The sequence below is a fragment of the Rhodopirellula sp. P2 genome (assembly GCF_028768465.1).
Taxonomy (GTDB): domain Bacteria; phylum Planctomycetota; class Planctomycetia; order Pirellulales; family Pirellulaceae; genus Rhodopirellula.
Genome location: NZ_CP118225.1, coordinates 6,997,781 through 7,018,486 on the forward strand (window position 1 = coordinate 6,997,781; position 20,706 = coordinate 7,018,486).

Annotated in this window: 15 protein-coding genes; 12 read left to right on the plus strand and 3 right to left on the minus strand. The window is 58.7% G+C overall.

Annotated features, from left to right (window positions below; translation table 11 throughout):
* Positions 1 to 46: 46 nt before the first annotated feature.
* Entirely contained in the window at positions 47 to 1,885 is a 1,839-nt protein-coding gene (locus PSR62_RS24575; RefSeq protein ID WP_274405595.1) for an SLC13 family permease, read from the minus strand.
* 578 nt (positions 1,886 to 2,463) lie between these two features.
* On the opposite strand from PSR62_RS24575, the gene PSR62_RS24580 reads away from it, so the two are divergent.
* A complete protein-coding gene (locus tag PSR62_RS24580; RefSeq protein ID WP_274405596.1) occupies positions 2,464 to 2,880 on the plus strand; it encodes a CBS domain-containing protein in 417 nt (138 codons plus the stop codon).
* A 132-nt stretch (positions 2,881 to 3,012) separates the two neighbouring features.
* Here PSR62_RS24580 and PSR62_RS24585 read toward each other — a convergent pair whose 3' ends face one another.
* A complete protein-coding gene (locus PSR62_RS24585; RefSeq protein WP_274405597.1) occupies positions 3,013 to 4,659 on the minus strand; it encodes an alkaline phosphatase in 1,647 nt (548 codons plus the stop codon).
* 944 nt (positions 4,660 to 5,603) lie between these two features.
* On the opposite strand from PSR62_RS24585, the gene PSR62_RS24590 reads away from it, so the two are divergent.
* From PSR62_RS24590 to PSR62_RS24630, 9 genes are read left to right on the plus strand one after another with little or no spacing between them, the layout of a single operon-like run.
* Positions 5,604 to 6,029, plus strand: coding sequence for a hypothetical protein (locus tag PSR62_RS24590; protein ID WP_274405599.1), 426 nt, complete (start codon positions 5,604 to 5,606; stop codon positions 6,027 to 6,029).
* Positions 6,026 to 6,313: a hypothetical protein gene (locus PSR62_RS24595; protein WP_274405600.1), complete on the plus strand. Its 288-nt coding sequence runs from the start codon at positions 6,026 to 6,028 to the stop codon at positions 6,311 to 6,313. Before PSR62_RS24590 ends, PSR62_RS24595 begins: the two co-directional genes overlap by 4 nt.
* Entirely contained in the window at positions 6,288 to 6,593 is a 306-nt protein-coding gene (locus PSR62_RS24600) for a hypothetical protein (protein ID WP_274405601.1), read from the plus strand. Before PSR62_RS24595 ends, PSR62_RS24600 begins: the two co-directional genes overlap by 26 nt.
* 5 nt (positions 6,594 to 6,598) lie before the next feature.
* Positions 6,599 to 8,446 carry a phosphoenolpyruvate--protein phosphotransferase gene (ptsP, locus tag PSR62_RS24605; RefSeq protein ID WP_274405602.1) on the plus strand — a complete coding sequence of 616 codons (1,848 nt, stop codon included), beginning with the start codon at positions 6,599 to 6,601 and terminating at the stop codon, positions 8,444 to 8,446.
* The gene (locus tag PSR62_RS24610) at positions 8,443 to 9,525 is read left to right on the plus strand and encodes a glycoside hydrolase family 130 protein (RefSeq protein ID WP_274405603.1); all 1,083 of its coding nucleotides are present in this window, start codon (positions 8,443 to 8,445) and stop codon (positions 9,523 to 9,525) included. Before ptsP ends, PSR62_RS24610 begins: the two co-directional genes overlap by 4 nt.
* Entirely contained in the window at positions 9,522 to 11,792 is a 2,271-nt protein-coding gene (locus PSR62_RS24615; protein WP_274405604.1) for a glycosyltransferase family 4 protein, read from the plus strand. Before PSR62_RS24610 ends, PSR62_RS24615 begins: the two co-directional genes overlap by 4 nt.
* A gap of 8 nt (positions 11,793 to 11,800) precedes the next feature.
* The gene (locus tag PSR62_RS24620) at positions 11,801 to 13,246 is read left to right on the plus strand and encodes a glycoside hydrolase family 130 protein (protein ID WP_274405605.1); all 1,446 of its coding nucleotides are present in this window, start codon (positions 11,801 to 11,803) and stop codon (positions 13,244 to 13,246) included.
* The gene (locus PSR62_RS24625; RefSeq protein ID WP_274405606.1) at positions 13,243 to 14,928 is read left to right on the plus strand and encodes an alpha-amylase family glycosyl hydrolase; all 1,686 of its coding nucleotides are present in this window, start codon (positions 13,243 to 13,245) and stop codon (positions 14,926 to 14,928) included. The genes PSR62_RS24620 and PSR62_RS24625 overlap by 4 nt, the downstream gene beginning before the upstream one ends.
* A gap of 1 nt (position 14,929) precedes the next feature.
* Positions 14,930 to 15,976 (plus strand): glycosyltransferase family 4 protein, encoded by a 1,047-nt coding sequence (locus PSR62_RS24630; RefSeq protein WP_274405607.1) that lies wholly within the window; start codon positions 14,930 to 14,932, stop codon positions 15,974 to 15,976.
* A 714-nt stretch (positions 15,977 to 16,690) separates the two neighbouring features.
* On the opposite strand, the gene PSR62_RS24635 is transcribed toward PSR62_RS24630, so the two are convergent.
* A complete protein-coding gene (locus PSR62_RS24635; RefSeq protein WP_274405608.1) occupies positions 16,691 to 17,257 on the minus strand; it encodes a hypothetical protein in 567 nt (188 codons plus the stop codon).
* A 207-nt stretch (positions 17,258 to 17,464) separates the two neighbouring features.
* Here PSR62_RS24635 and PSR62_RS24640 point away from each other — a divergent pair, with 207 nt between their 5' ends.
* Together PSR62_RS24640 and PSR62_RS24645 are read left to right on the plus strand one after the other, a co-directional pair.
* Positions 17,465 to 18,634: an L-dopachrome tautomerase-related protein gene (locus PSR62_RS24640; RefSeq protein ID WP_274405609.1), complete on the plus strand. Its 1,170-nt coding sequence runs from the start codon at positions 17,465 to 17,467 to the stop codon at positions 18,632 to 18,634.
* A gap of 114 nt (positions 18,635 to 18,748) precedes the next feature.
* Positions 18,749 to 19,534 carry a glycine betaine ABC transporter substrate-binding protein gene (locus PSR62_RS24645; RefSeq protein WP_274405610.1) on the plus strand — a complete coding sequence of 262 codons (786 nt, stop codon included), beginning with the start codon at positions 18,749 to 18,751 and terminating at the stop codon, positions 19,532 to 19,534.
* Positions 19,535 to 20,706: the final 1,172 nt, after the last annotated feature.

Sequence of the window (20,706 nt, forward strand, 5' to 3'; positions counted from 1 at the left end):
ATTCTTGATTCTCCGGAGCACTCCTGAGCAACTCCGCGCGGTGGCCTCAGGGAGCGAAGGGAAACAGCAGAGGCACGATCCAGAGCGTGACCGCCAGGACGAGCAACTGCAGCGGGATGCCGACCTTGAGGAAATCACCGAAACGGTAGCTTCCCGCGCCAGTCACCAACGCATTGATCGGAGAGGCCATTGGAGTGGAAAAAGATGTCGACGCCGCCAAGGCAACGCCCATCAACAACGGGTACGGCGAGACACCCAGCCGATGAGAAACCTCCAGTGCCAGCGGTGCGACCAGCACACTTGTTGCCGTGTTGGAGATCGCTTGACTGAGCAGCGACGTGACACTGAACAGCAACAGCAACAACAGAGTGGGGTTCGCTAAATGAGGGCTCTCCACAATCGCATCGGTCACCATCCCCAGCACGCCCGTCTTTTCGAGCGCCGTGGCCAGCGGCATGACCGAAGCGATCATCACGATGCTATCCCAGTGGATACTCTGGTAAGCCGTCGATCCACGAAATGCTCCGACCACCACGGTCAACAACGCGGCGACCAGAACGGCGGTCACATTGGCAACCATCCCCGTGCTCATCACAATCAACATCCCCAATAAGATCGCAACGACCCAGCCAGCTGCGGGAGTCAGTGTTGGTCCATGTTGCTCGTCCTGCGTGCTGATCAGCAACACGTCCCGTCGCGATTTCCAGAGTCGCTCCAGCGCGCTCGTGTTGGTGGCAATCAAAAGCGTGTTGCCTGGATTCAATGGCGTGTCAGATGTGCGAGTGCCGATGGGCTCCTTGCCATCGTGCATCGCCACGACCATCGCCCCGTATTGACGAAAAAAGTCGATCTCCCGAACCGTCCGTCCAATCAGTTCCGAGCGAGGTGGGACGATCAATTCAGCCAGATACACATCCTTGGGAAGCGACGGAGCGGTTGAAACCAATTCGACGTACCCGCCCGTGATCAGACGCTCAACGGCTCCTTTGTTCGATGACTTGATGAAGAGCGTGTCGCCGGGTTGCAACAACGTATCGGCGTTGCATTTACGCACAGCCGCCCCGTCCGAACGACGAGTCAGCACCGCAATCACATTGACATAAAACGTCGTCCGCAGCCCAATCTCCCGAAGCGTGCGTCCTGCAAATTCGGACCCCGCCGGAATGGTGACTTCGCTGATCTGCCCCTCCACCCCGTAACTGTGAAGCAGGTCAGGACGGGAAACGTATCGCTGCTCATGACTCGCGTGGGCCGCGTCGTCGTTCCCCTTCGCCCTGTCCGGCAACAGCCGCGTGCCGATCGTGCACATGAAGCCAACCCCGACGCAGAGCATGACCAAGCCCGCCGGCGCAAACGAAAAGAAGTGAAACGGCTCCAACCCCGCATGCCGAAGTTCTTGACTGACGACGATGTTCGATGGGGTGCCGATCAGCGTCAGCATCCCGCCCAAGGCGGCCGCAAACGCCAGTGGGATCAACAACTTCGACGGTGAGATCTCCGCGCGACGACTCAGCGCGAGCACCACGGGCAACATCACCGCAACCGTTCCTGTTGAACTGATGAACGCCGACAACAGGGCACAGGCAAGCATCACCGTCGCGGTCAACCGGACCGTCGACTTGCCCCCGATTCGGCCCAGCCCATTGCCGACCTGATCCGCCACGCCGGTTTCCAAGATCGCACCGCCCACGACAAACAATCCGGCAATCATCAGCACCAACGAATTGGAAAAACCGGCGGTTGCCTCCGCCGGCGTCAGGATGCCAGTCAGCACGAGCGCCAACAGCGAAACGAACGCCACAAGATCCATCCGGAACCGGTCCACCACAAAAGCGATGATGGTTGCCACCAGGATGAAAGTCACCATCCAAACGTCAGCGGACATCGGTTGATCTGTTCTTTCGTGGGGAGTGATTCTTGTTTGAAAAAGCAGTTGCGAATCCTTGGTCCCACCGCGGTGAAGGACCATCGCAACCATAGCTCTCGTCGCTCGCCTCGTCGATCCATGTTGGAGACAACGGATCGACGCAGCAGCCCGCGTTCATTCCACCGCGGAATGCTCGATCGGCCGCTCCAAACTTTTTGGCTCCCGTTGAATTCGCCACTGGATGCAGAGTATGGCGACGATGCAGACGATGCCTTTCGTCGTCCCCGGCGATGACGTGCCATATCGCACGCGGGAACCGTGCGGGTCGTCACACTGTGTGACGGTCTTCCCAAGCGTGTTCCAGCGGCGGTGCTGGGGTGCGACCTCTTGTCCGCTGAACCTCATTGATGGTGGCGAACGGGAACCATGCTGATCGAAATTTCGTTGGCAGCGGCAGCGGCGTTCCTTCCGGGATGAATGTCGATCGCGGAACAACGTTTGCGATGAAAGGATGGCAACTTGATTGCCACGTGTTGACCGCTGATGGATCTTCAATTCCTCCATCCTTTGGTTCTGCACCACTCCTTGGAAATAAGATGAAGAAAAACGAGCCGCTGACAAAAATCATGTCAACTGGATTGCAAACGATTCACGACGGCGAGCCCGTCTCAAAGTTGCGAGCCATGTTTGAATCCGGTGGCATTCACCACATCCCTGTTGTCAGCGGGGAGAAGCTGATCGGCATTGTGAGCTGGAGTGACTTCGTGCGAATCTCTTTCGGCGAGTTCGGAAACCAAACCTCGAAGTCCTTGGACCAAACACTCGATCACCTTTACAAGGTGCATGACGTGATGGTCGCCGATTGTGTCACGATCGAAAAATCGAGCACGATCCGTGACGCAGCCAGGCTGCTTGGGTCTCATAGTTTCCACTCCTTGCCTGTGGTCGAAGGAGAGAAGCTTGTGGGGATCGTGACATCCACCGACTTGATTCAGTATCTCGCGGAGCAATAGGCCTTCTGCGTCGCTTGAACGACCTCATCCAAAGAACGGTTTCGATCACGCTGGGTGACGCCCGCACAGCTTTTCAACTGCGGGCGATCACCCACTTTGGATTAAAAACCAACGTCTGGTCCCTCCCTCAACTCACTTGTCGAGTGTTTGAATCAACGCTTCGGGACGCACGAGGTGGAAGTAGTGCCCGTGGTCGGCGGTCAAAACCAACGCGGTGTCGTCCCAGCCACCGTTTTGCTCAATCCACTGCACCACCGCTGCGAACGCATCGTCGCCGCTGATCACAGCCCCAATCGAATTGTCGATGTTGTTGGAGTGGTTTGCCCAATCGACGTCGCCCGATTCCACCAGCAGCCACCAACGTTCATTTTTTGATTGGAGCACCTCCATCGCAGCGACCGCCATCTCGCTCAGCTTGACGTTCTCAACCCGATCCGCCTCGCTGTAGACCTCCGCCTTGGCCGGTTTCGGATTGCCAACGCTGACGACAGGATCGTAGTTGCCATCGGCGGTACGGAACGGCAGGTGACCGGCTTGAGCACCAAAGAAACCAAACAACCGCTTGCCATCGGTTTTCGCTTGCTCGACGGCCTTGCTCAACACCTCGGTGCCAGCCACCCCACCGGTTCGCTGAGCCACGACGTACTTGCCGCCGTTTTGAACATCAATCGCTTCCAAATCTTCGGGTGCAAGGTAGCGGTTCCCGGGCACATAGTTTTTGCCCTGCGCGCCGTCAGTGTCCTTGTCCATTCCCCAGCCGCCACCGAGCAGCACATCGACGCCCGGCAGACCACCGGGATGATAAATCGAGGGACGACCGATCAGGTCACGGGTCAAATCTTGATAGTCGTTTCGATGAACGTTGTTGGCGTAGGCGCATCCCGGCGTTGCATGGCTGATCGGAACGCTGGTCACCACTCCCACCGCAAAACCATCTTCTTGCAGTGTTCGAGCGATCGGCAACGCCTCACGCCCCATCGGATCGACATTCATCGACGCGTTGTAAGTCTTGATGCCGCTCATCAACGAGGTCGCCGAGGATGCCGAATCGGTGTAAGCCTGCTGGTTCTGCTTGCTTTTGCCGATCGGATAGTCCGCGTCCGTGATCGGGCTCCACGGTGAATCGCCACCCAGCTCAGGGTCATAGCCACCGCGGAGTTTGCCGTTGGGATTGACGACGATTTGCTTGTCGACACTCACATTGGTGCCATCGTTGTGCGGGCTGGTCACGCAATAACCGAAGTCGGTCGTCGTGCCACGGTAATCTTGGAAATGCAAACCGCTGCCACGTCCTTGGTCGTAGGCAACACGACCTGACTTGGCAATCGCAGCCGCTCGCGTCGTGTCCCAATCCATGCCGTCGAAGACGAACAGAATGACGCGTTTCTTCCCTGACTCGGCCGCTTGCTTCTGCACTCGATAAACGTCGGTTTGGTCAAAGTACTCCGCGTTCGGGTTCAAGGTCTTTTCAGGCAGATAGCCGTAGAGTTTCTCGATGGCCGCTGCATCGCGATACAAACTGTTCTCACCGCGGACCGATTGAAGATCCATCCCAAACGAGTAGACCGGAATCAACCGGTTGCTGTGCGTTTTCCAACTCGAGTAGGTCTCTGGGTTGGATCCCCAGTGGCCCCAGTCTGACGTCCGTGTTGTCGCCGCATCCGCCTGCAACTTCGCGATCGGGTCCGGGACCTGCGCCAGCAACGGCGTCCATGATGTCGTGACCGCTCCTCCCAACAGAATGGCGAACAGCATTGTCAGGCGAGAGAAAAAACGCATGGTGGGGCCTCAGATGTCGGGCGGGAGAGGTGTTGGTGGGACGGCTTGGCAGGAGAGTTTTGCGGCGAATCGCAAATCTCGGGGGATAGCGATCATCCTTGGGGACATCCAACCATTCAAGACCCTGGTCCTCAATGATTTCGTCTGCCCTCAAGAATCAGCGGCCTGCCCACGTCCGAACGAGCCCGCTTTCATCCGCGTTTGGGCCTGATCCGCGTGACAAAAGAAACCGCCCCTGAACGAACCGCCCCCCACTGCAATGGATCAACTCCCCCAAAGCTCGCGCAGCGGTCGCGTGCCGCCGAACAGAATGGACCTTGCTCGGGAACCCCACGCGTCCGTTTCGAACTTGGCTTTTGCCGATCGGTCCTGTTGGCCAAAACGCCGTTTTGCACCCCAACACGATCCGTCCAACCTTTGTCCCCTGCTCCCACACGCTTCGGATCTCGGGCGGCTTTCAAGTCTCGAACTGCCAGGCAATCTCTCATCCACCTCGCTCCCGGAAGGTCGAGCGAAGCGAGGGGAGGGTGAAGCAAAGCCGCACGACCCGTGAAGCGGTAGGGGTCGGGAAAGGGGCGTTCAGCGACGCATCCGGGTGAGGGCAGCACGCACAACCAGCGCCCAACAACACCCAATTCCAACCGCTATCCCCTCTCACACACGCTTCGTGGGGAGAGGACGAGGGGCAAGATCTCAACCCAAGGTTCGGAGCATCAACCGGCGTGTTTCGACCACTCCTGGGTGATTTTGGATTGTATTGACACTGAATCGTGGTAGCTTGCAATGCTGGCCTGCGCGAAGCGTGCACTCAAATCACGCCCGTGAGTTTCCACCGCATCTTCCGGTTCAAACTTCCCTGTTCGCAATTCGCAGTTTGATTTCGCCGTCGATTTTCTTCGGCAGACAAACCGCAGCAGGCCTCTGGATGGCCCAAGGAGGCGATCATGGTGGATGTTTTTGCCAAGACACCGCGTTATGTCTTGAAGGACGGGGCGAACCCGACGGGTCCGCCTGTCATTTCAGCAACGGCCGATCCCCCTTCCGTTGTCATTCACGGGTTTTCGGACAAACCAGACTACGACGTGTTCGTGTCTGCCAGTTCGCTGGAACTCACCCCGTACCCGCTGGTCAAAGGGTTCTTGAAGAATCAATGCGAACTGGACACGGACGTTCGAAGACTGATCGTGCTCGATCCAGTCTCGCCCACCCAAGCGTGCCTGGATGCCACCACGCTTCAAGCCGTTCTCGAGGCCTTGCGGATTGGTTCGAAGAGTGTCCCGGTCTCCCACCGATTGCGACGGGACCCGTCTTCGTCGGGCTACCGAATTGAACCGCTTGCTTGCTCCTCCCCAGCGAGCCCTCTGTCATGAATTGGAAACAAGTCAAACGGCAATGGCCGGCCGTCCAAAACGGCATCAAACGCACCTGGGGAAAGATCGACGAGATGGATTTGAAGATGATCCACGGCGAACGTGAATCGTTCATCCGAATTCTGGCCCAGCGGTACCACTACACCGAGGCAGTGGCAGAAACCAAGGTGGACCACTTTGTCGCCTGCTTGCAACTGAGCAGTGAGAGCCACGCGTGGCCATCCTGGGTCTCTCAACGACTGCAAAGATGTTGGGATCATGTCCATTTTACAAGTCGGCGATGACACCGATCCATGGATCCAATTTGTCGGCGGCCCCTTCGATGGGCATCGGCAACACCATCGGTCGACGACGGAACCATTGGCGGCGGATGTCGTCTGGCTGGTTACGCCGGACTCTTTGCGACAGATCGACCATCTCGAATCCATCCACCCCGCCTTGGGAAATCCGTTGACCAGTGTCGCGCTGTACATCCTCAACACGACTTCGGAGCACCCCAATTACATGTATGCAGGATCCCTGGGACCGCGAGCGTTCAGCGATGTGATTGCGAATCTGAATTGACACGGATGCCCCCCACCAACCCAACCCTCAAGGAAAACGGAATGGAACGCATGGAAGGAAAATCACTTTCGAGTGGGCTCGCCAAAGGAATTGCGGTTGTGGTGGGTTACGAATTGCAGCGGACAATCACGCTGCCCGATCTCGATCAACCTGCCCCCGATCAAGCTGCCCCCGATCAACCCGAGTCCATCTCCAGAGCTCGCGTCCCAGTCGAATGCGACCGCATGGACGATGCCCTGGAACGATCCCAACGAGACCTCCAGGAACTCAAAACGATTGCGTCCGACAATTCTTCGGTCGCCTCGGCGATCGAACTGGTGTCCGCCCACGCGGCGATGGCGGGGGAGATCGCGTCGCTGGTAAAGGACCGAATCTCAAACGATCTGGTGGGAGTCGAGGAGGCCCTGGATTCTGTCATCGTGCAAACGGTCAGTCGGCTGACCAAGATCGACAACGACTACCTCCGCGAACGAGAAACGGACGTCCGTGACATTGGGCAACGCATGATGCGACATCTGCTGGGACTGACACCAACCAACCTCGCTGAACTTCCTTCCAATGCGATCATCGTTGCCCGGGAACTCGTTCCGTCCGATGCGATTGCACTGGCGAATTCAGGCCTGGTTGGCATCGTGACGCAGATCGGCGGGAACCTCGGGCACACGGCCATCATCGCTCGATCGCTGGGCATCCCCGCTGTCTCAGGCATCGCCAATGTCACTCAGCGAATCACCAGCGGAATGACTCTGTTGCTCGACGGGGAGACCGGCATCATCACCGCCGAACCTTCCCCAGAACAACTGTCCAACTTCGACGCTCGAATCGTGGAAGCGGAACGTCTCACCGATGCCAGCGACACGCTGAACAGCGGCCCCTGCCGGACCCTCGATGGCATCGAGATCACGCTGCTCGGCAATGTCGGGTTGTCGGCCGATCTGGACCAAGTCCTTCGTCGCGGGATGGCAGGCGTCGGTTTGTTCCGAACCGAATTTCTCTACTTGCAATCCAAACAACGACCAGACACCGAGGCCCAACGCCGGATCTTTGCCCCGATGGCAAAACGTCTGGGTGACCGGCCACTGGTGATCCGCACCTTCGACCTGGGCGGCGACAAACTGCCCCCGTTTCTGTCGCTGGATGAGAACATGGATCCATCCAGCCTGAGTTTGCGTGGGCTGCGATTCTCACTCGCCGAAAAGCATTTGCTTCGGTCGCAACTGACCGCGATCGTCCAGGTTGCCCAAGACGCCGACGTGAGAATTCTGTTCCCGATGGTGATCGGTGGTCACGACTTCGCGCAAGCGATTTCGATGGTGGAAGAGGTCGTCGAAGAATGCCAGGCGTTCAAGCGACCTCTGATCGGAGCCATGATCGAAACGCCTGCCGCCCTGTTCTGTTTGGACGAAATTCTCGAACTCGCTGACTTTGTCGCCATCGGCACCAACGATCTCACGCAGTACCTGTTGGCTGCCGACCGCGAACTGTCCGCCGAAAGCGAACTGGTCACGGCGATGCACCCGGCGGTTTTGCGAGCGATCCAGCAAGTCGTGGTGGCAGCCAAACGCTGGAATTGCCCGGTCTGTGTTTGCGGCGAAGAAGCCAGTGACCCCGAATTTGCAGAACTGTTGATCGGACTCGGAATTCAAGAACTGAGCATCAGTCCTTCGCGCGCGGGCGACCTCGCAACCGCCATCGGCAAGATGGATTCGGCAACCGCGAGTGCCCTTGCGCAACTCGCACAAAAGTGCCGCAGCCCGCAAGAGGTTCGGCAATTGTTGACGCCAGAGAGCAGACAAGAACGGCTCGAAGAATCAGACCACCAACCCGCTGATGCAATCGGAACTCGCTCGTGATCGAAAGAAGCTCCGCTTCGTTGCTGCTGCAACCGAGTGAGGTGCCGCCATCGCAGGCTGACCTCCGAGTGATCGGCGTGTTCAACCCGGCCGTTGCAATCCTCGATGACGACCGGTTGATGCTGGCCCGCGTCGCGGAACTGCCATCCGAATCACGAACAGGCTGGCTGCCTCTGCCTCGCTGGTCAACTTCCGGAACAACCGAAGTCGACTGGGTGCGGGAAGAGGACCTGACCCACGTCGATGCTCGCGTGGTGGCGATGAAGACCAGCGGCGACCTGCGTTTGACTTCCGTTTCCCATTTGCGACTCTATCGCTCATCCAACGCAAGCGACACGTCCTGGGAGTTCGTCACAACGATTCATCCCGAAGGCCCCTGGGAAGAATACGGCATCGAAGACCCTCGGATCACCAAGATCGGACCAACCTACTGGGTCACCTATGTTGCCGTTTCGCGATCCGGTGCAGCAACCGCGTTGTTGTCATCGACGGATCTGGTGACCTTCCAACGTCACGGCATCATCTTCCCCAGCGAAAACAAAGACGTCGTCCTGTTCCCGGAAATGATCTCCGGTGACTTTGTCGCCTTGCACCGCCCGAACCCACATTCGCACTTTCACGCGCCCCAAATTTGGCTGGCCCGTTCGCCCGACATGATTCACTGGGGGCGTCACGAATGCGTTCTCAGCGGAATGCATGCCTGGGAAAGCGACCGCGTCGGCAGTGGCACACCGCCGATTCTGTGCGAGGAGGGTTGGCTCACGCTTCATCACGGCAGCACTCGCCCCCGTTCCGCCGGCACCGTGGGTTGTTACTCCGCGGGTGCGATCTTGCTCGATCGCGATCATCCCGGTCGTGTGCTGGCTCGGTCCAGCCAACCGATCATGCAGCCCACAACCGAATATGAGCTTCATGGTTTTGTCCCTCAGGTTGTGTTCCCAACCGCCATGTTGGACCGAGACGATGAGCTTCAAGTGTTTTATGGAGCCGCCGACACCTGTGTCGCCTCGGCCCGTTTCCCAAAGCGATCCGTCCTGGATTCGCTGCAACGACAAGACCGGAGTCAACCCGAACGATGACCTCACCTGATCTATTGAAAATTGCCTTCATTGGCGACTACCTGCCTCGTAAATGTGGCATCGCCACGTTCACTCACGACCTGCGAATCGCCGTCGCCAGCGAATCCTGCGCGGAATGCATCGTGGTCACGATGGACGACGTCCAAGGGGGCTACGACTACGACGATGAAGTCCAATTTCAAGTGGCCGATCAAGAACTGGATGAGTACCGATCGGCAGCCGACTTCCTGAACTTCAGCAACGTGGATGTGATCTCGCTGCAGCACGAATTCGGCATCTATGGCGGTCCCTGCGGAAGCCACATCCTGGCCCTGCTGCAAGACGTTCGGATGCCGGTCGTCACGACCCTTCACACCGTTCTGTCGGAACCCAGCCAAACCCAGCGGGCGGTGATGATGCAGCTGATTCGGTTGTCAGCGCGGTTGGTCGTGATGACGGAACGAAGTCGCCAAACGCTGCTCAACACCTACTCCGTCGACAGTGAACAAGTCGACTTGATCGCGCACGGAATCCCAGAAGCCCCCGAGACCGACCAAAGCGTCCTGAAAGAACAATTCGGCGTCGAGAACAACAACGTCGCACTCACCTTTGGCTTGCTTTCCCCCGGCAAAGGCATCGAACATGTCTTGAAAGCGATCCCAGAGATCGTCGCCCAATTCCCAGATTTCATCTACATCGTCCTGGGAGCAACGCACCCCAGCCTGATTCGCGATCAAGGCGAACGCTATCGGATCGGCCTGGAACGGATGGCAAAGGAACTGGGCGTTTCCAAGCACGTCAGCTTCTACAACCGCTTTGTCGAACTGGAAGAACTGACGGAATTCATTGGTGCCGCGGACCTGTACATCACACCGTATCTGAATGTGGAACAAGCCGTCTCGGGAACGCTAGCCTACGCGTTTGGTTGTGGCCAAGCCGTGATTTCCACCCCCTACTGGCACGCCGAAGAACTGCTCGCCGATGGGCGTGGGGTGCTGGTCCCGTTCGCGGATCCAGCCGCGATCGCGCGCGAGGTGATCGGGTTGTTGGGCGACGACGACCGGCGTCTGGCGATGCGAAAGCAGGCCTACGAACTGGGTCGCAGCATGACCTGGGACCATGTCTCGCAGATGTACCTCGACTCGTTCAACCGAGCCCGAGATCAACGCACGTCGTCCTTGAAACCACTCGCGGTCCGCACGCTGGACGAGCAACCCTTGGCGCTGCCGCAAATGCAGCTCGACCATCTGCAGCACCTCAGTGATTCCACCGGCATCGTCCAACACGCCATCTATTCCATTCCCGATCACGCCCATGGCTACTGCACCGATGACAACGCTCGGGCCTTGATCCTGACGGTTTTGCTGGAGGAACAAGGCAAGGATTCCCCCGAAGTGCGTGCGTTGGCATCTCGCTACGCCGCCTTCCTCAACAACGCCTTCGATCGTGACACCGGACGGTTCCGAAACTTCCTCGGGTTCGATCGGCAATGGATGGAAACAGACGGTTCCGACGATTCGCAAGGCCGCGCCTTGTGGGCGCTGGGAACTTGCATCGGTCGCTCCCGCAACGCGGGCTTGGTTGCCTGGGCGCGAGAGGTGTTCCATCAAGCACTCCCTGCCAGCGAGCAAACAACCTCACCAAGAACCTGGGCACTCGCCATCATCGGCATCCACGAATACTTGCGACGCTACAGCGGTGATCGTGTGGCCGCGGCCATGAGTCAGCAACTGGCCGACCGCCTGGCCGACATGTACGAAGCCATCGCCACGGACGATTGGCCCTGGTTTGAAAAGAGCGTGACCTACAACAATGCCAAACTATCGCAAGCCCTGATCACACATGGTCGCTGGTTTGACAATCAACGAGTGGCCGACATCGGGCTGAAATCCTTGCATTGGCTGGGCGAAATCCAACGCTCGCCGCAAGGAAGGTTTCGTCCGATTGGTTCCAACGGCTTCAGCCGCGAAGGCGGGGTGGCGGCCGTGTTTGACCAACAGGCCATCGAGGCTCACGCAATGGTCTCCGCCTCGATCGAAGCCTTCGCTGCCAGCAAAGACAACTTCTGGTCCGAACAAGCTCACTTGGCATTCGATTGGTTCTTGGGACGCAATGATCTCGGCCAACCCATTTACGATCCCTCCACAGGCGGTTGCTTTGACGGCTTGATGGAGAATCAAGTCAACGAAAACCAAGGCGCCGAGTCCACGCTCGCGTTCTTACTCTCACTCGCTGAAATGCGTGGCTTGAATGCCATGATGCGCGTCGTCCCCAACCCCACTCACTGATCTTCACCTTGCCAATCAAACGAACCGGAATCGTCCTCTCGCCCAACCGCCAACGCGTCGTCCTGCGACCGTTCCAACCCCCTGGGGACGATCGTGTGCTGCGCGTCGTCGGGCGAGTTTGCACCTTGTCCGAAGCGGAGGTCGACCAACAACTCGCCCATGTCCTGGAAGAGTTCCACGGGCGACACCAGAAACCCAAGGCCTACTTTGAACAAAGGTTTCGGGACCTCAAACACCACCTGCTCACCGACACCCCGCTCAGCGAAAACCGGCGACTGCTGCTGGGAGCGTACTTCACCCAAGAATACGCCCTCGAATCGGCCGCCCTGTTCAACCCTTCGATCGTGTGGCATCCCGATCAATCGGATCTGCCCAATGGAACGCGGCGGTTTGCAATGAGCTTGCGAGCCGTCGGCGAAGGGCACATCTCCTCCATCGTCTTTCGCAGTGGAACGATCGACCGCAACTGCAACATTCAGGTCGATGAATCCGTGCGGTATGTCACGACCCCTCAGTTCGTCCCCGATTCCTGTTACGAGAACGATCTGTTTCGACGCAAACTCATCGAACTGGGGCTCGGCAACACGTTCACCTACGAAGTGCTGGAGGCACTCCCAGAGGAATTCACGCTCGCCGAACTGGAAACGCGCTTGCAAGCTTCGCTCCGCGAACATCGCTCGCTTCACAACGAACTCGCGCCGCTGGTGGATCGAGTGGTCATGCTGGCGAAATCCAACTACGAAATCCAATACACACCCGATCACGAACTGTCCGAACGAGTCATCTTTCCGTTCAGTCCCACCGAAAGCAACGGGATCGAGGACGCGCGTTTCGTGGACTTCCAAGACGAAGATGGCAGCCGTCGATACTACGCCACCTACAGCGCCTACGACGGCCAATTGGTCTTGCCCCAATTGTTGGAAACGAAGGACTTCCTGAATTTCAAGATGCACACGCTCAACGGTCCCGCCGTCGCCAACAAAGGCATGGCGTTGTTCCCCCGCAAGATCAACGGCCACTACGCGATGCTGGGCCGACAAGACGGCGAGCATTTGTTTCTGATGTATTCGGACATGCTCTATTTCTGGCACACCAGCGAACTGATCATCAAACCCGCCATGCCCTGGGAATACATCCAAATGGGCAACTGTGGCTCGCCCATCGAAACCGATGCGGGCTGGCTGGTCCTGACCCACGGCGTCGGCCCGATGCGCAAGTACTGCATCGGCGCGATGCTGCTGGACCTCAACGATCCCTCCCAGGTCATCGCTCGATTGAACGAACCTCTGATCACGCCCAACGAAGTCGAACGAGAAGGCTACGTTCCCAACGTGGTCTACACCTGCGGTTCCATCGTTCATGAAAACCAACTGATCATCCCCTACGCGATGTCCGACTACGCCACCACGTTTGCCACCATCGGGGTCCAAGAGCTGCTGGATTCCATGTCGTGATCGACAACGTTCCCGAACTTCCGCCAAACGATCATCGATGGTGGGAAACCGGGGTGATCTACCAGATCTACCCGCGTTCGTTCCAAGATCGCAATGGCGACGGGGTCGGTGACCTAGCGGGAATCGAGACGCGGTTGGATCACCTGGTGACGCTGGGGATCGATGCGATTTGGCTCTCGCCGATCTACCCGTCCCCGATGGCGGACTTCGGCTACGACGTGGCTGACTACTGCGACATCGATCCGATCTTCGGTGATCTCGATGCCTTCGATCGGTTGCTGGCCGCGATTCACTCGCGAGGGCTCAAGCTGCTGCTGGATTTTGTGCCCAACCATTCCTCGGACCAACACCCCTGGTTCGTCGAAAGCCGTTCGGCTCGCGACCATCCCAAACGCGACTGGTACATCTGGCGCGACCCATCGCCCGGTGGCGGACCGCCCAACAACTGGATCAGTGACTTTGGCGGCTCATCCTGGCAATGGGACGAAGCCACGCAGCAATACTACCTGCACGCGTTCCTGCCGCAGCAACCCGATCTCAATTGGCGGAATCCGGAACTGCGTCAGGCGATGATGCAGGTGCTGCAATTCTGGTTGGATCGCGGCGTCGATGGATTCCGCATCGACGTGCTGTGGCACATCATCAAAGACGCCGACCTAACGGACAATCCAATCAACCCGAACTGGACGCCCGACCAAACTCAGCGAGATCAGTTGCTTCAGTTGCACTCGACCGATCAACCCGAAGCTCATCAGATCGCCGCCGAATTCCGAGCCCTGGCCGACAGCGATGGCGACCGCGTCCTGATCGGCGAGATCTGCTTGCCTGACGATCGTCTGGCGCGTTGGTTCGGCACCGAGGATCGCCCCGAAGTCCATTTCCCGGTCAACTTTCACCTGATCGAAAGCGAATGGAAGGCGGATACCCTGTGCCGGATGATCGCCGACTACGAGCAATCGCTTCCGGCATTTGGTTGGCCCAACTGGGTCTTCGGCAGTCACGATGCACCTCGCATCGCGGCCCGACTGGGAGACGCTCAATCCCGAGTGGCCGCCATGCTGTTGCTGACCCTTCGCGGCACCCCGACGCTCTACCAAGGCGACGAGATCGGGATTGGCGAAGTGACCATTCCTCGCGATCGGGTTCGTGACCCACAGGATCTGCGGCAACCCGAGTTGGGGATCGGTCGCGATCGTTCCCGCACACCGATGCCCTGGGATGATTCCGCTCACGCCGGATTCAGCACCGTCGAACCATGGCTGCCACTGGGTGACGATTGGCAGACACGGAATGTTGCGGCGCAGAACCAAGACCCTCAATCGATTCTGGCTCTCTACCAAACGCTGCTCGCACTGCGGCGAAGTCACCCGGCACTGACGATCGGCGACCTCGTGCACCTGCAATCCGCCAACAACATGCTCTCCTTTGAACGGCAGCATGGCGACGAACGACTGTGGATCGCCCTGAACCTCAGTGACCAAACCCAGTACCTCAGTGACCTGACCGAGGCGCTGCCCATGTCCCCCGCAGTTGCCTCAGGTACGGCACCAGGAACCGTCCCAGACGTCGCCCTCAATATCTCCCAATTCACGCTTCTCTGCTCAACATCAACACCTCGACCGCTGGATGGCACGCTGGCGCCCAACGAAGGTCTCCTCCTGCAACGAAGAAAGCAATCCTAAGATGCGAATCGCAATGCTGGCCCCGATCGCGTGGCGAACTCCTCCCCGAGCGTACGGCCCTTGGGAACTGGTCACCAGCATGTTGACCGAAGCCCTGGTGGCGCGGGGCGTGGACGTGACCCTGTTCGCCACGCTCGACAGTCAAACGTCGGGAAAGCTCGCTGGCGTGGTCCCGGCACCCTACAGCGAGGACGCATCGATCGACGCAAAGGTTTGGGAATTCCGGCATCTGGCTCATCTGTTTGAACAAGCCGACCAGTTTGATTTGATCCACAACCAAGCCGACTTTCCCGCCCACGCCTTCGCCCGGATGATCGACACGCCGATCGTCACCACCATTCACGGATTCTCCTCCGACCGCATCCTGCCGATGTACCAGGAGTTCCAGGACGTGGTGCATTACGTCGCGATCAGCGATGCCGACCGGCATCCCCGCCTGCGGTACGCGGCCACCATCCATCATGGCATCCCAATCGACGAGTTCCCGTTCCAAGCGAAGCTCCGCGATGAGCTGTTGTTCTTTGGCCGCATCCATCCCGACAAGGGTGCCGCGGAAGCGATCACGGTGGCGCGGCGGAGCGGACGCCCGCTGCACATGTACGGTCTGGTGCAAGACCGTGAGTACCATCAATCACACGTCGTGCCGGCCGATGATGGCGTGCACATGACCTATCACGGGGTGGTCGGCGGGAAGCAACGACTGGACGCCTTGGGCAACGCACGAGCGTTGTTGCACCTGATCAACTTTGACGAACCCTTTGGCCTGTCGGTGATCGAAGCGATGGCCTGCGGGACCCCCGTCATTGCCACCCGGCGCGGCTCGATGCCCGAACTGATCGAGCACGGCGTCACAGGTTTCCTGGTCGACAACTTAGAAGAAGCGAACCAAGCGATCGAGCGGATTGACGAGATCGACCGAGCCACCGTTCGGCGAGCGGTCGCAGAACGTTTCTCCATCGACCGAATGGCCGACGCCTACCAGGCCCTCTACCACCAAATCACATCGTCCCCCCACTCACACGCCCCGTCGGAAAAAAGCACCACCTGAGGTGGCATCGCCACTCGTGTCCGCTCTCCCACACGCTTCGTGGGGAAAGAGGGTGAGGGAGCATCCCAACCAAGCGTCCACCGCCAACCACCTGCCACCGCTCCCGACGAAGAGGCCGTGCAGTTCACAAGTGCCGTGCTCGCAAGGTTGAAATCACCCTCCTGAACGCAGTTGGGGAGGGTCGGAATGCGAGCGTCCAGCGAGAATTCCGGGGAGGGCACCAGCGCCACCATCTCCCAACCAGTCCCAACGGGACGACAGGCTGTCGCCACGGGCACCAGCCCGTGGATTCAAAGACCACCAGCAACACAAAAGCCCTGAAGGGGCGACAGGAGTCGTTGCAAGAAGCCGCAACGCTTGTCCCCTCTCCCACACGCTTCGTGGGGGAGAGGGTGAGGGTGAGGGGGCATCCCAACCAAGCGTCCACCGCCAACCACCTGTCACCTCTCCCGACGAAGAGGCCGTGCAGTTTTCAAGTGCCGTGCTCGCAAGGTTGAAATCACCCTCCTGAACGCAGTTGGGGAGGGTCGGAATGCGAGCGTTCAGCGAGAATTCCGGGGAGGGCACCAGCACGACCATCGCCCAACCAGTCCCAACGGGACGACAGGCTGTCGCCACGGGCACCAGCCCGTGGAATCAAAGACCACCAGCAACACAAAAGCCCTGAAGGGGCGACAGGAGTCGTTGCAAGAAACCGCAACGCTTGAAACCCACTCAGCCTTCAATGGAAGTCGGGTTGGTATGCACGAGCCTTGGCGATTCGCAGGCCTCGCAGTCGCGATAGAAACAAAGCCCTTTCTTGCGAAGCTTCGCTTTGGTGCCGCACAGCTCGCACTTTTGCGGCACGCTTTTCGTCTGGCTGCAAGCTCGGCACCGAAGATAGTAACCATGCCGACCGTAAAGAATCTCGACATCCGAAACGCCGCAACCTTCGCAGTTCGTCTTTGCATCCGATGGACCGGCGTCTGCAGTCGTAACAGGCTTGACCGCTCTCGTCTCGGCGGCTGGAGTCCTGGCAGCGACCGGCGGTGGGTTCGTTGTTCGCTGAGGTTCCCTTCGGCTTACCAAAAACTCGCGGATGGACGCCATTTCTTGATCCGTGAACGGACCAACATGGTGATCCTCCAATCGCTTGGCTTCCTCCTTTCCCGCCTTCACAAACTTCACGAATCCCTTGATGCCTTGAGTCTCTTGGTACGCGTTCGCTTTTTCAGTCAGTTCCGCGACCACTCGATCCGCCTTCATCAACTCAGGCGGACTGGCGCCATTGCGTTCGATCACGCCCAAACCCGGATCGATTCAAACCGTCTCCGCTCACAGACTCCTCTATCGATCGCAGACGGTATCCATTCTGTGCCTAACTGTCTGAAATGTGCGTTGTTGTGACAATGAAACATCGTGTTAGCATTGCCTGACACAGCGAAAAACGCGAACGTTCCTTCTCGACACGACAGCATTTCGCCACATCGAATGGAAAGACAAGAAATCATGAGTCTGAAAAAGCATCCTTCGATCATTGCCTTGTTGATGGCCAGTGTCGTCATGCCGTTGCTCGTCCCCTTCGTTTCCGCCCAAGAGCCGAGCAACGAACCGACCAACACACGCGCGACCGAATTGGAACTCCACGCCTCACTCGATCAAGCCGTTGGCAACATTGCGTTCCTGCCTGACGGACAGCTTGTCTTCAGTCATCATCCGTTTTTCAAACCGGGTGTTCGCGTCGCCACCTACGACGCCGCGACGGGAGCCGTCACACCGTTTCCCAACCAGCAATGGAACACTCCTCGCAGCGAAAACGATTGGTACCTCGACGACGTGCTCGGCATTCGCAATGACGGCGACGGGGTGGTTTGGATCCTGGACATGGGCACTCGAAACGACATCACGCCCAAACTGGTTGGCTGGGACGCCCACAAAAACGAACTTCATCGGCTCCTTTACATCCCGGCCCCGGCAAGTCGCGAAACGTCGCAGCTCAACGACTTTGTGATCGACACCAAGCGTCAATTGGTCGTGATCGCCGATGAAGGCATCGGCCGCGGTGGCGACGGATCCAAGGCCGCACTGGTGGTCGTCGACTTGAAGACCGGGAAGACTCGTCGCTTGTTAGAAGGACGGTCGATGACGAAGGCGGACACGAATTCGCCCATCCTGATCAACGGAAAACCCATGAGCGTTTCGCAGGATGGCCAGCCGTCGCCGATCCACGTCGGTTGCGACGGAATCACGTTGGACGCCGCCAACGAGTGGCTCTACTTCTGCCCGCTTTGCGGCACGAAGATCTATCGCGTGCGCATGGACGCCGTCGCAAACGAATCGCTTTCTCAAGACGACTTGGCGGCGGCCGTGGAAACGTACAGCGACAAAGTCAACAACGGTGGGCTCTCGATCGACACGGCCGGCAACCTGTACTCGACGAATGTCGAAAGCCGTAGCATTGGCTTCGTCTCAGGTGACCAAAAGCAATACTCTCAACTGGCCTTTGACGATCGGATGCTGTGGCCGGACGGGATCAGTTTCAACCAAGACGGCTACATGTACGTGTCCGCCGCTCAAGTTCACTTGGGCGCCCCCTTCAACGGCGGCACCGACCAAACGTCCAAGCCGTTTTACATCTTCCGGTTCAAGCCCCAAGCACCGGGAATCATCGGTCGGTAGCGTTCCTAAACCACGACCGAAAAGGAAGCCTCGACACCGGAGTCCAAACCGCCAGCCCTGTGGGTCCGACGGCATGGCACTCCGGTCCATTCCGTTAACCTGCAAGCCTGAGCCATGTCCCAACCAATCACTCTCGGTGTGACTGATCTCTCATTTCATCATGTGACCGGGTCCCTGGTCGCCCATGTTCTGACCGAGATGGGGTTGGAGGTCGAACGTGTTCGTTCACCTCACGAAGCGAACTTTCAAAAACTGAAGTCCGGCGAAGTCGACCTGCTGGCTTCAGCATGGCTGCCATCCAGCCACGGGGGATACAAAGCGGAAGTCGAGCGGACCGTGCCGCTGCTCGAACTGGGCCTGCACTACCAACCGTATGCGTTGTGGGGCGTGCCGGAATACGTTCCCGCGGACGAAGTGCGGGAGATTGCCGACCTGCTGAAACCGGATGTGATCGCCAAGCTGAACCGCGACATCCAAGGCATCAACCCTGGCGCCGGAATCACGCGATTCTCCATTCAGATGATGGACGAGTATGGATTGAACGAGGCTGGGTATCAGTTTCATCCCGGCACCGAAGAGGATTGTTTCGGCGCGTTTGAGCGAGCGGTTGAAACCAAGCAATGGTTGGTGGTCCCGTTGTGGAAACCTCAATTCCTGCACCACCAACACGCCATCCGTGAGCTGGTCGAGCCCAAAGGGTTGTTAGGGACGGTCGACAAGGCCGTGCTGCTCTTGCGACAAGACAAGCAGTCGATGTTCAGCAAGGACCAGCTTCAAACGCTTGATCGATTGAAGTTTTCAAACGAGATCATCGCTGAGCTGGATCACCGAGTCTGTCGAGAGGGCCAATCGCTCGACCAAGTGACCGGAAACTGGCTGGCCACTCATCCAGTGGCTTGATACAGATCCGAAAGTCTGGGTCGCCGGAACCTGCACCAAGCGTCCACCGCCAACCACCTGCCACCTCTCCCGACGAAGTGGGGAGAGGTCGGATGCGAGCGTCCAGCGACGCATCCGGGGAGGGCACCAGCACGACCATCGCCCAACCAGTCCCAACGGGACGACACGTTGTCGCCACGGGCACAAGCCCGTGGATTCAAAGACCACCAGCAACACAAAAGCCCTGAAGGGGCGACAGGAGTCGTTGCAAGAAGCCGCAACGCTTGTCCCCTCTCCCACACGCTTCGTGGGGGAGAGGGTGAGGGTGAGGGGGCATCCCAACCAAGCGTCCACCGCCAACCACCTGTCACCTCTCCCGACGAAGTGGGGAGAGGTCGGATGCAAGCGTTCAGCGACGCATCCGGGTGAGGGCATCAGCACGACCATCCCCAACCAGTCCCAACGGGACGACAGGCTGTCGCCACGGGCACCAGCCCGTGGACTCAAAGACCACCAGCAACACAAAAGCCCTGAAAGGGCGACAGGAGTCGTTGCAAGAAGCCGCAACGCTTGTCCCCTCTCCCACACACTGCGTGGGGAAGAGCGTGAGGCGGCGTCCACCGCCAACCACCTGTCACCTCTCCCGACGAAGTGCGGAGAGGTCGGATGCAAGCGTCCAGCGACGCATCCGGGTGAGGGCATCAGCACGACCATCTCCCAACCAGTCCCAACGGGACGACAGGCTGTCGCCACGGGCACCAGCCCGTGGAATCAAAGACCACCAGCAACACAAAAGCCCTGAAGGGGCGACAGGAGTCGTTGCAAGAGCGCCCCAACCCCTTGTTTCCTCACCCCAGCGTTTCATTGGGAAGAGGCTCGGGCCGAGGTAGGTGATGCAAAGTCACAACCCGCCGAATCAGCAAGGCCGCCCACGTCATCCGACCCGCAACCGCTCGTTGATTTTGTTGATAGGTTGGCCACTCTTGGCCGACTTCCCCAGCTCCGACGGGCAAGAGTGCCCATCCTACAAGCCTTCAAGCATCATTGACGACTCAATCAACAGCCTGGTCAGCGAGGCACGCACCTGCCTCCGCCCCATCAGCACGTCTGCAAGCCTACTCCGCCTCATCCAAATCCGACGTCACCTTCGCAACCAGCAATGCTTCACTGGGCACTTAATGCTGCCACACGCC

What these genes read in the sequence shown, in the direction of transcription:
- PSR62_RS24590 (WP_274405599.1), top strand. Translation starts at nt 5,604, where the DNA reads ATGGTGGATGTTTTTGCCAAGACACCGCGTTATGTCTTGAAGGACGGG.
- PSR62_RS24645 (WP_274405610.1), top strand. Translation starts at nt 18,749, where the DNA reads ATGTCCCAACCAATCACTCTCGGTGTGACTGATCTCTCATTTCATCAT.
- PSR62_RS24615 (WP_274405604.1), top strand. Translation starts at nt 9,522, where the DNA reads ATGACCTCACCTGATCTATTGAAAATTGCCTTCATTGGCGACTACCTG.
- PSR62_RS24575 (WP_274405595.1), bottom strand. Translation starts at nt 1,885, where the DNA reads ATGTCCGCTGACGTTTGGATGGTGACTTTCATCCTGGTGGCAACCATC.
- ptsP (WP_274405602.1), top strand. Translation starts at nt 6,599, where the DNA reads ATGCCCCCCACCAACCCAACCCTCAAGGAAAACGGAATGGAACGCATG.
- PSR62_RS24640 (WP_274405609.1), top strand. Translation starts at nt 17,465, where the DNA reads ATGAGTCTGAAAAAGCATCCTTCGATCATTGCCTTGTTGATGGCCAGT.
- PSR62_RS24600 (WP_274405601.1), top strand. Translation starts at nt 6,288, where the DNA reads ATGTCCATTTTACAAGTCGGCGATGACACCGATCCATGGATCCAATTT.
- PSR62_RS24585 (WP_274405597.1), bottom strand. Translation starts at nt 4,659, where the DNA reads ATGCGTTTTTTCTCTCGCCTGACAATGCTGTTCGCCATTCTGTTGGGA.
- PSR62_RS24630 (WP_274405607.1), top strand. Translation starts at nt 14,930, where the DNA reads ATGCGAATCGCAATGCTGGCCCCGATCGCGTGGCGAACTCCTCCCCGA.
- PSR62_RS24595 (WP_274405600.1), top strand. Translation starts at nt 6,026, where the DNA reads ATGAATTGGAAACAAGTCAAACGGCAATGGCCGGCCGTCCAAAACGGC.
- PSR62_RS24580 (WP_274405596.1), top strand. Translation starts at nt 2,464, where the DNA reads ATGAAGAAAAACGAGCCGCTGACAAAAATCATGTCAACTGGATTGCAA.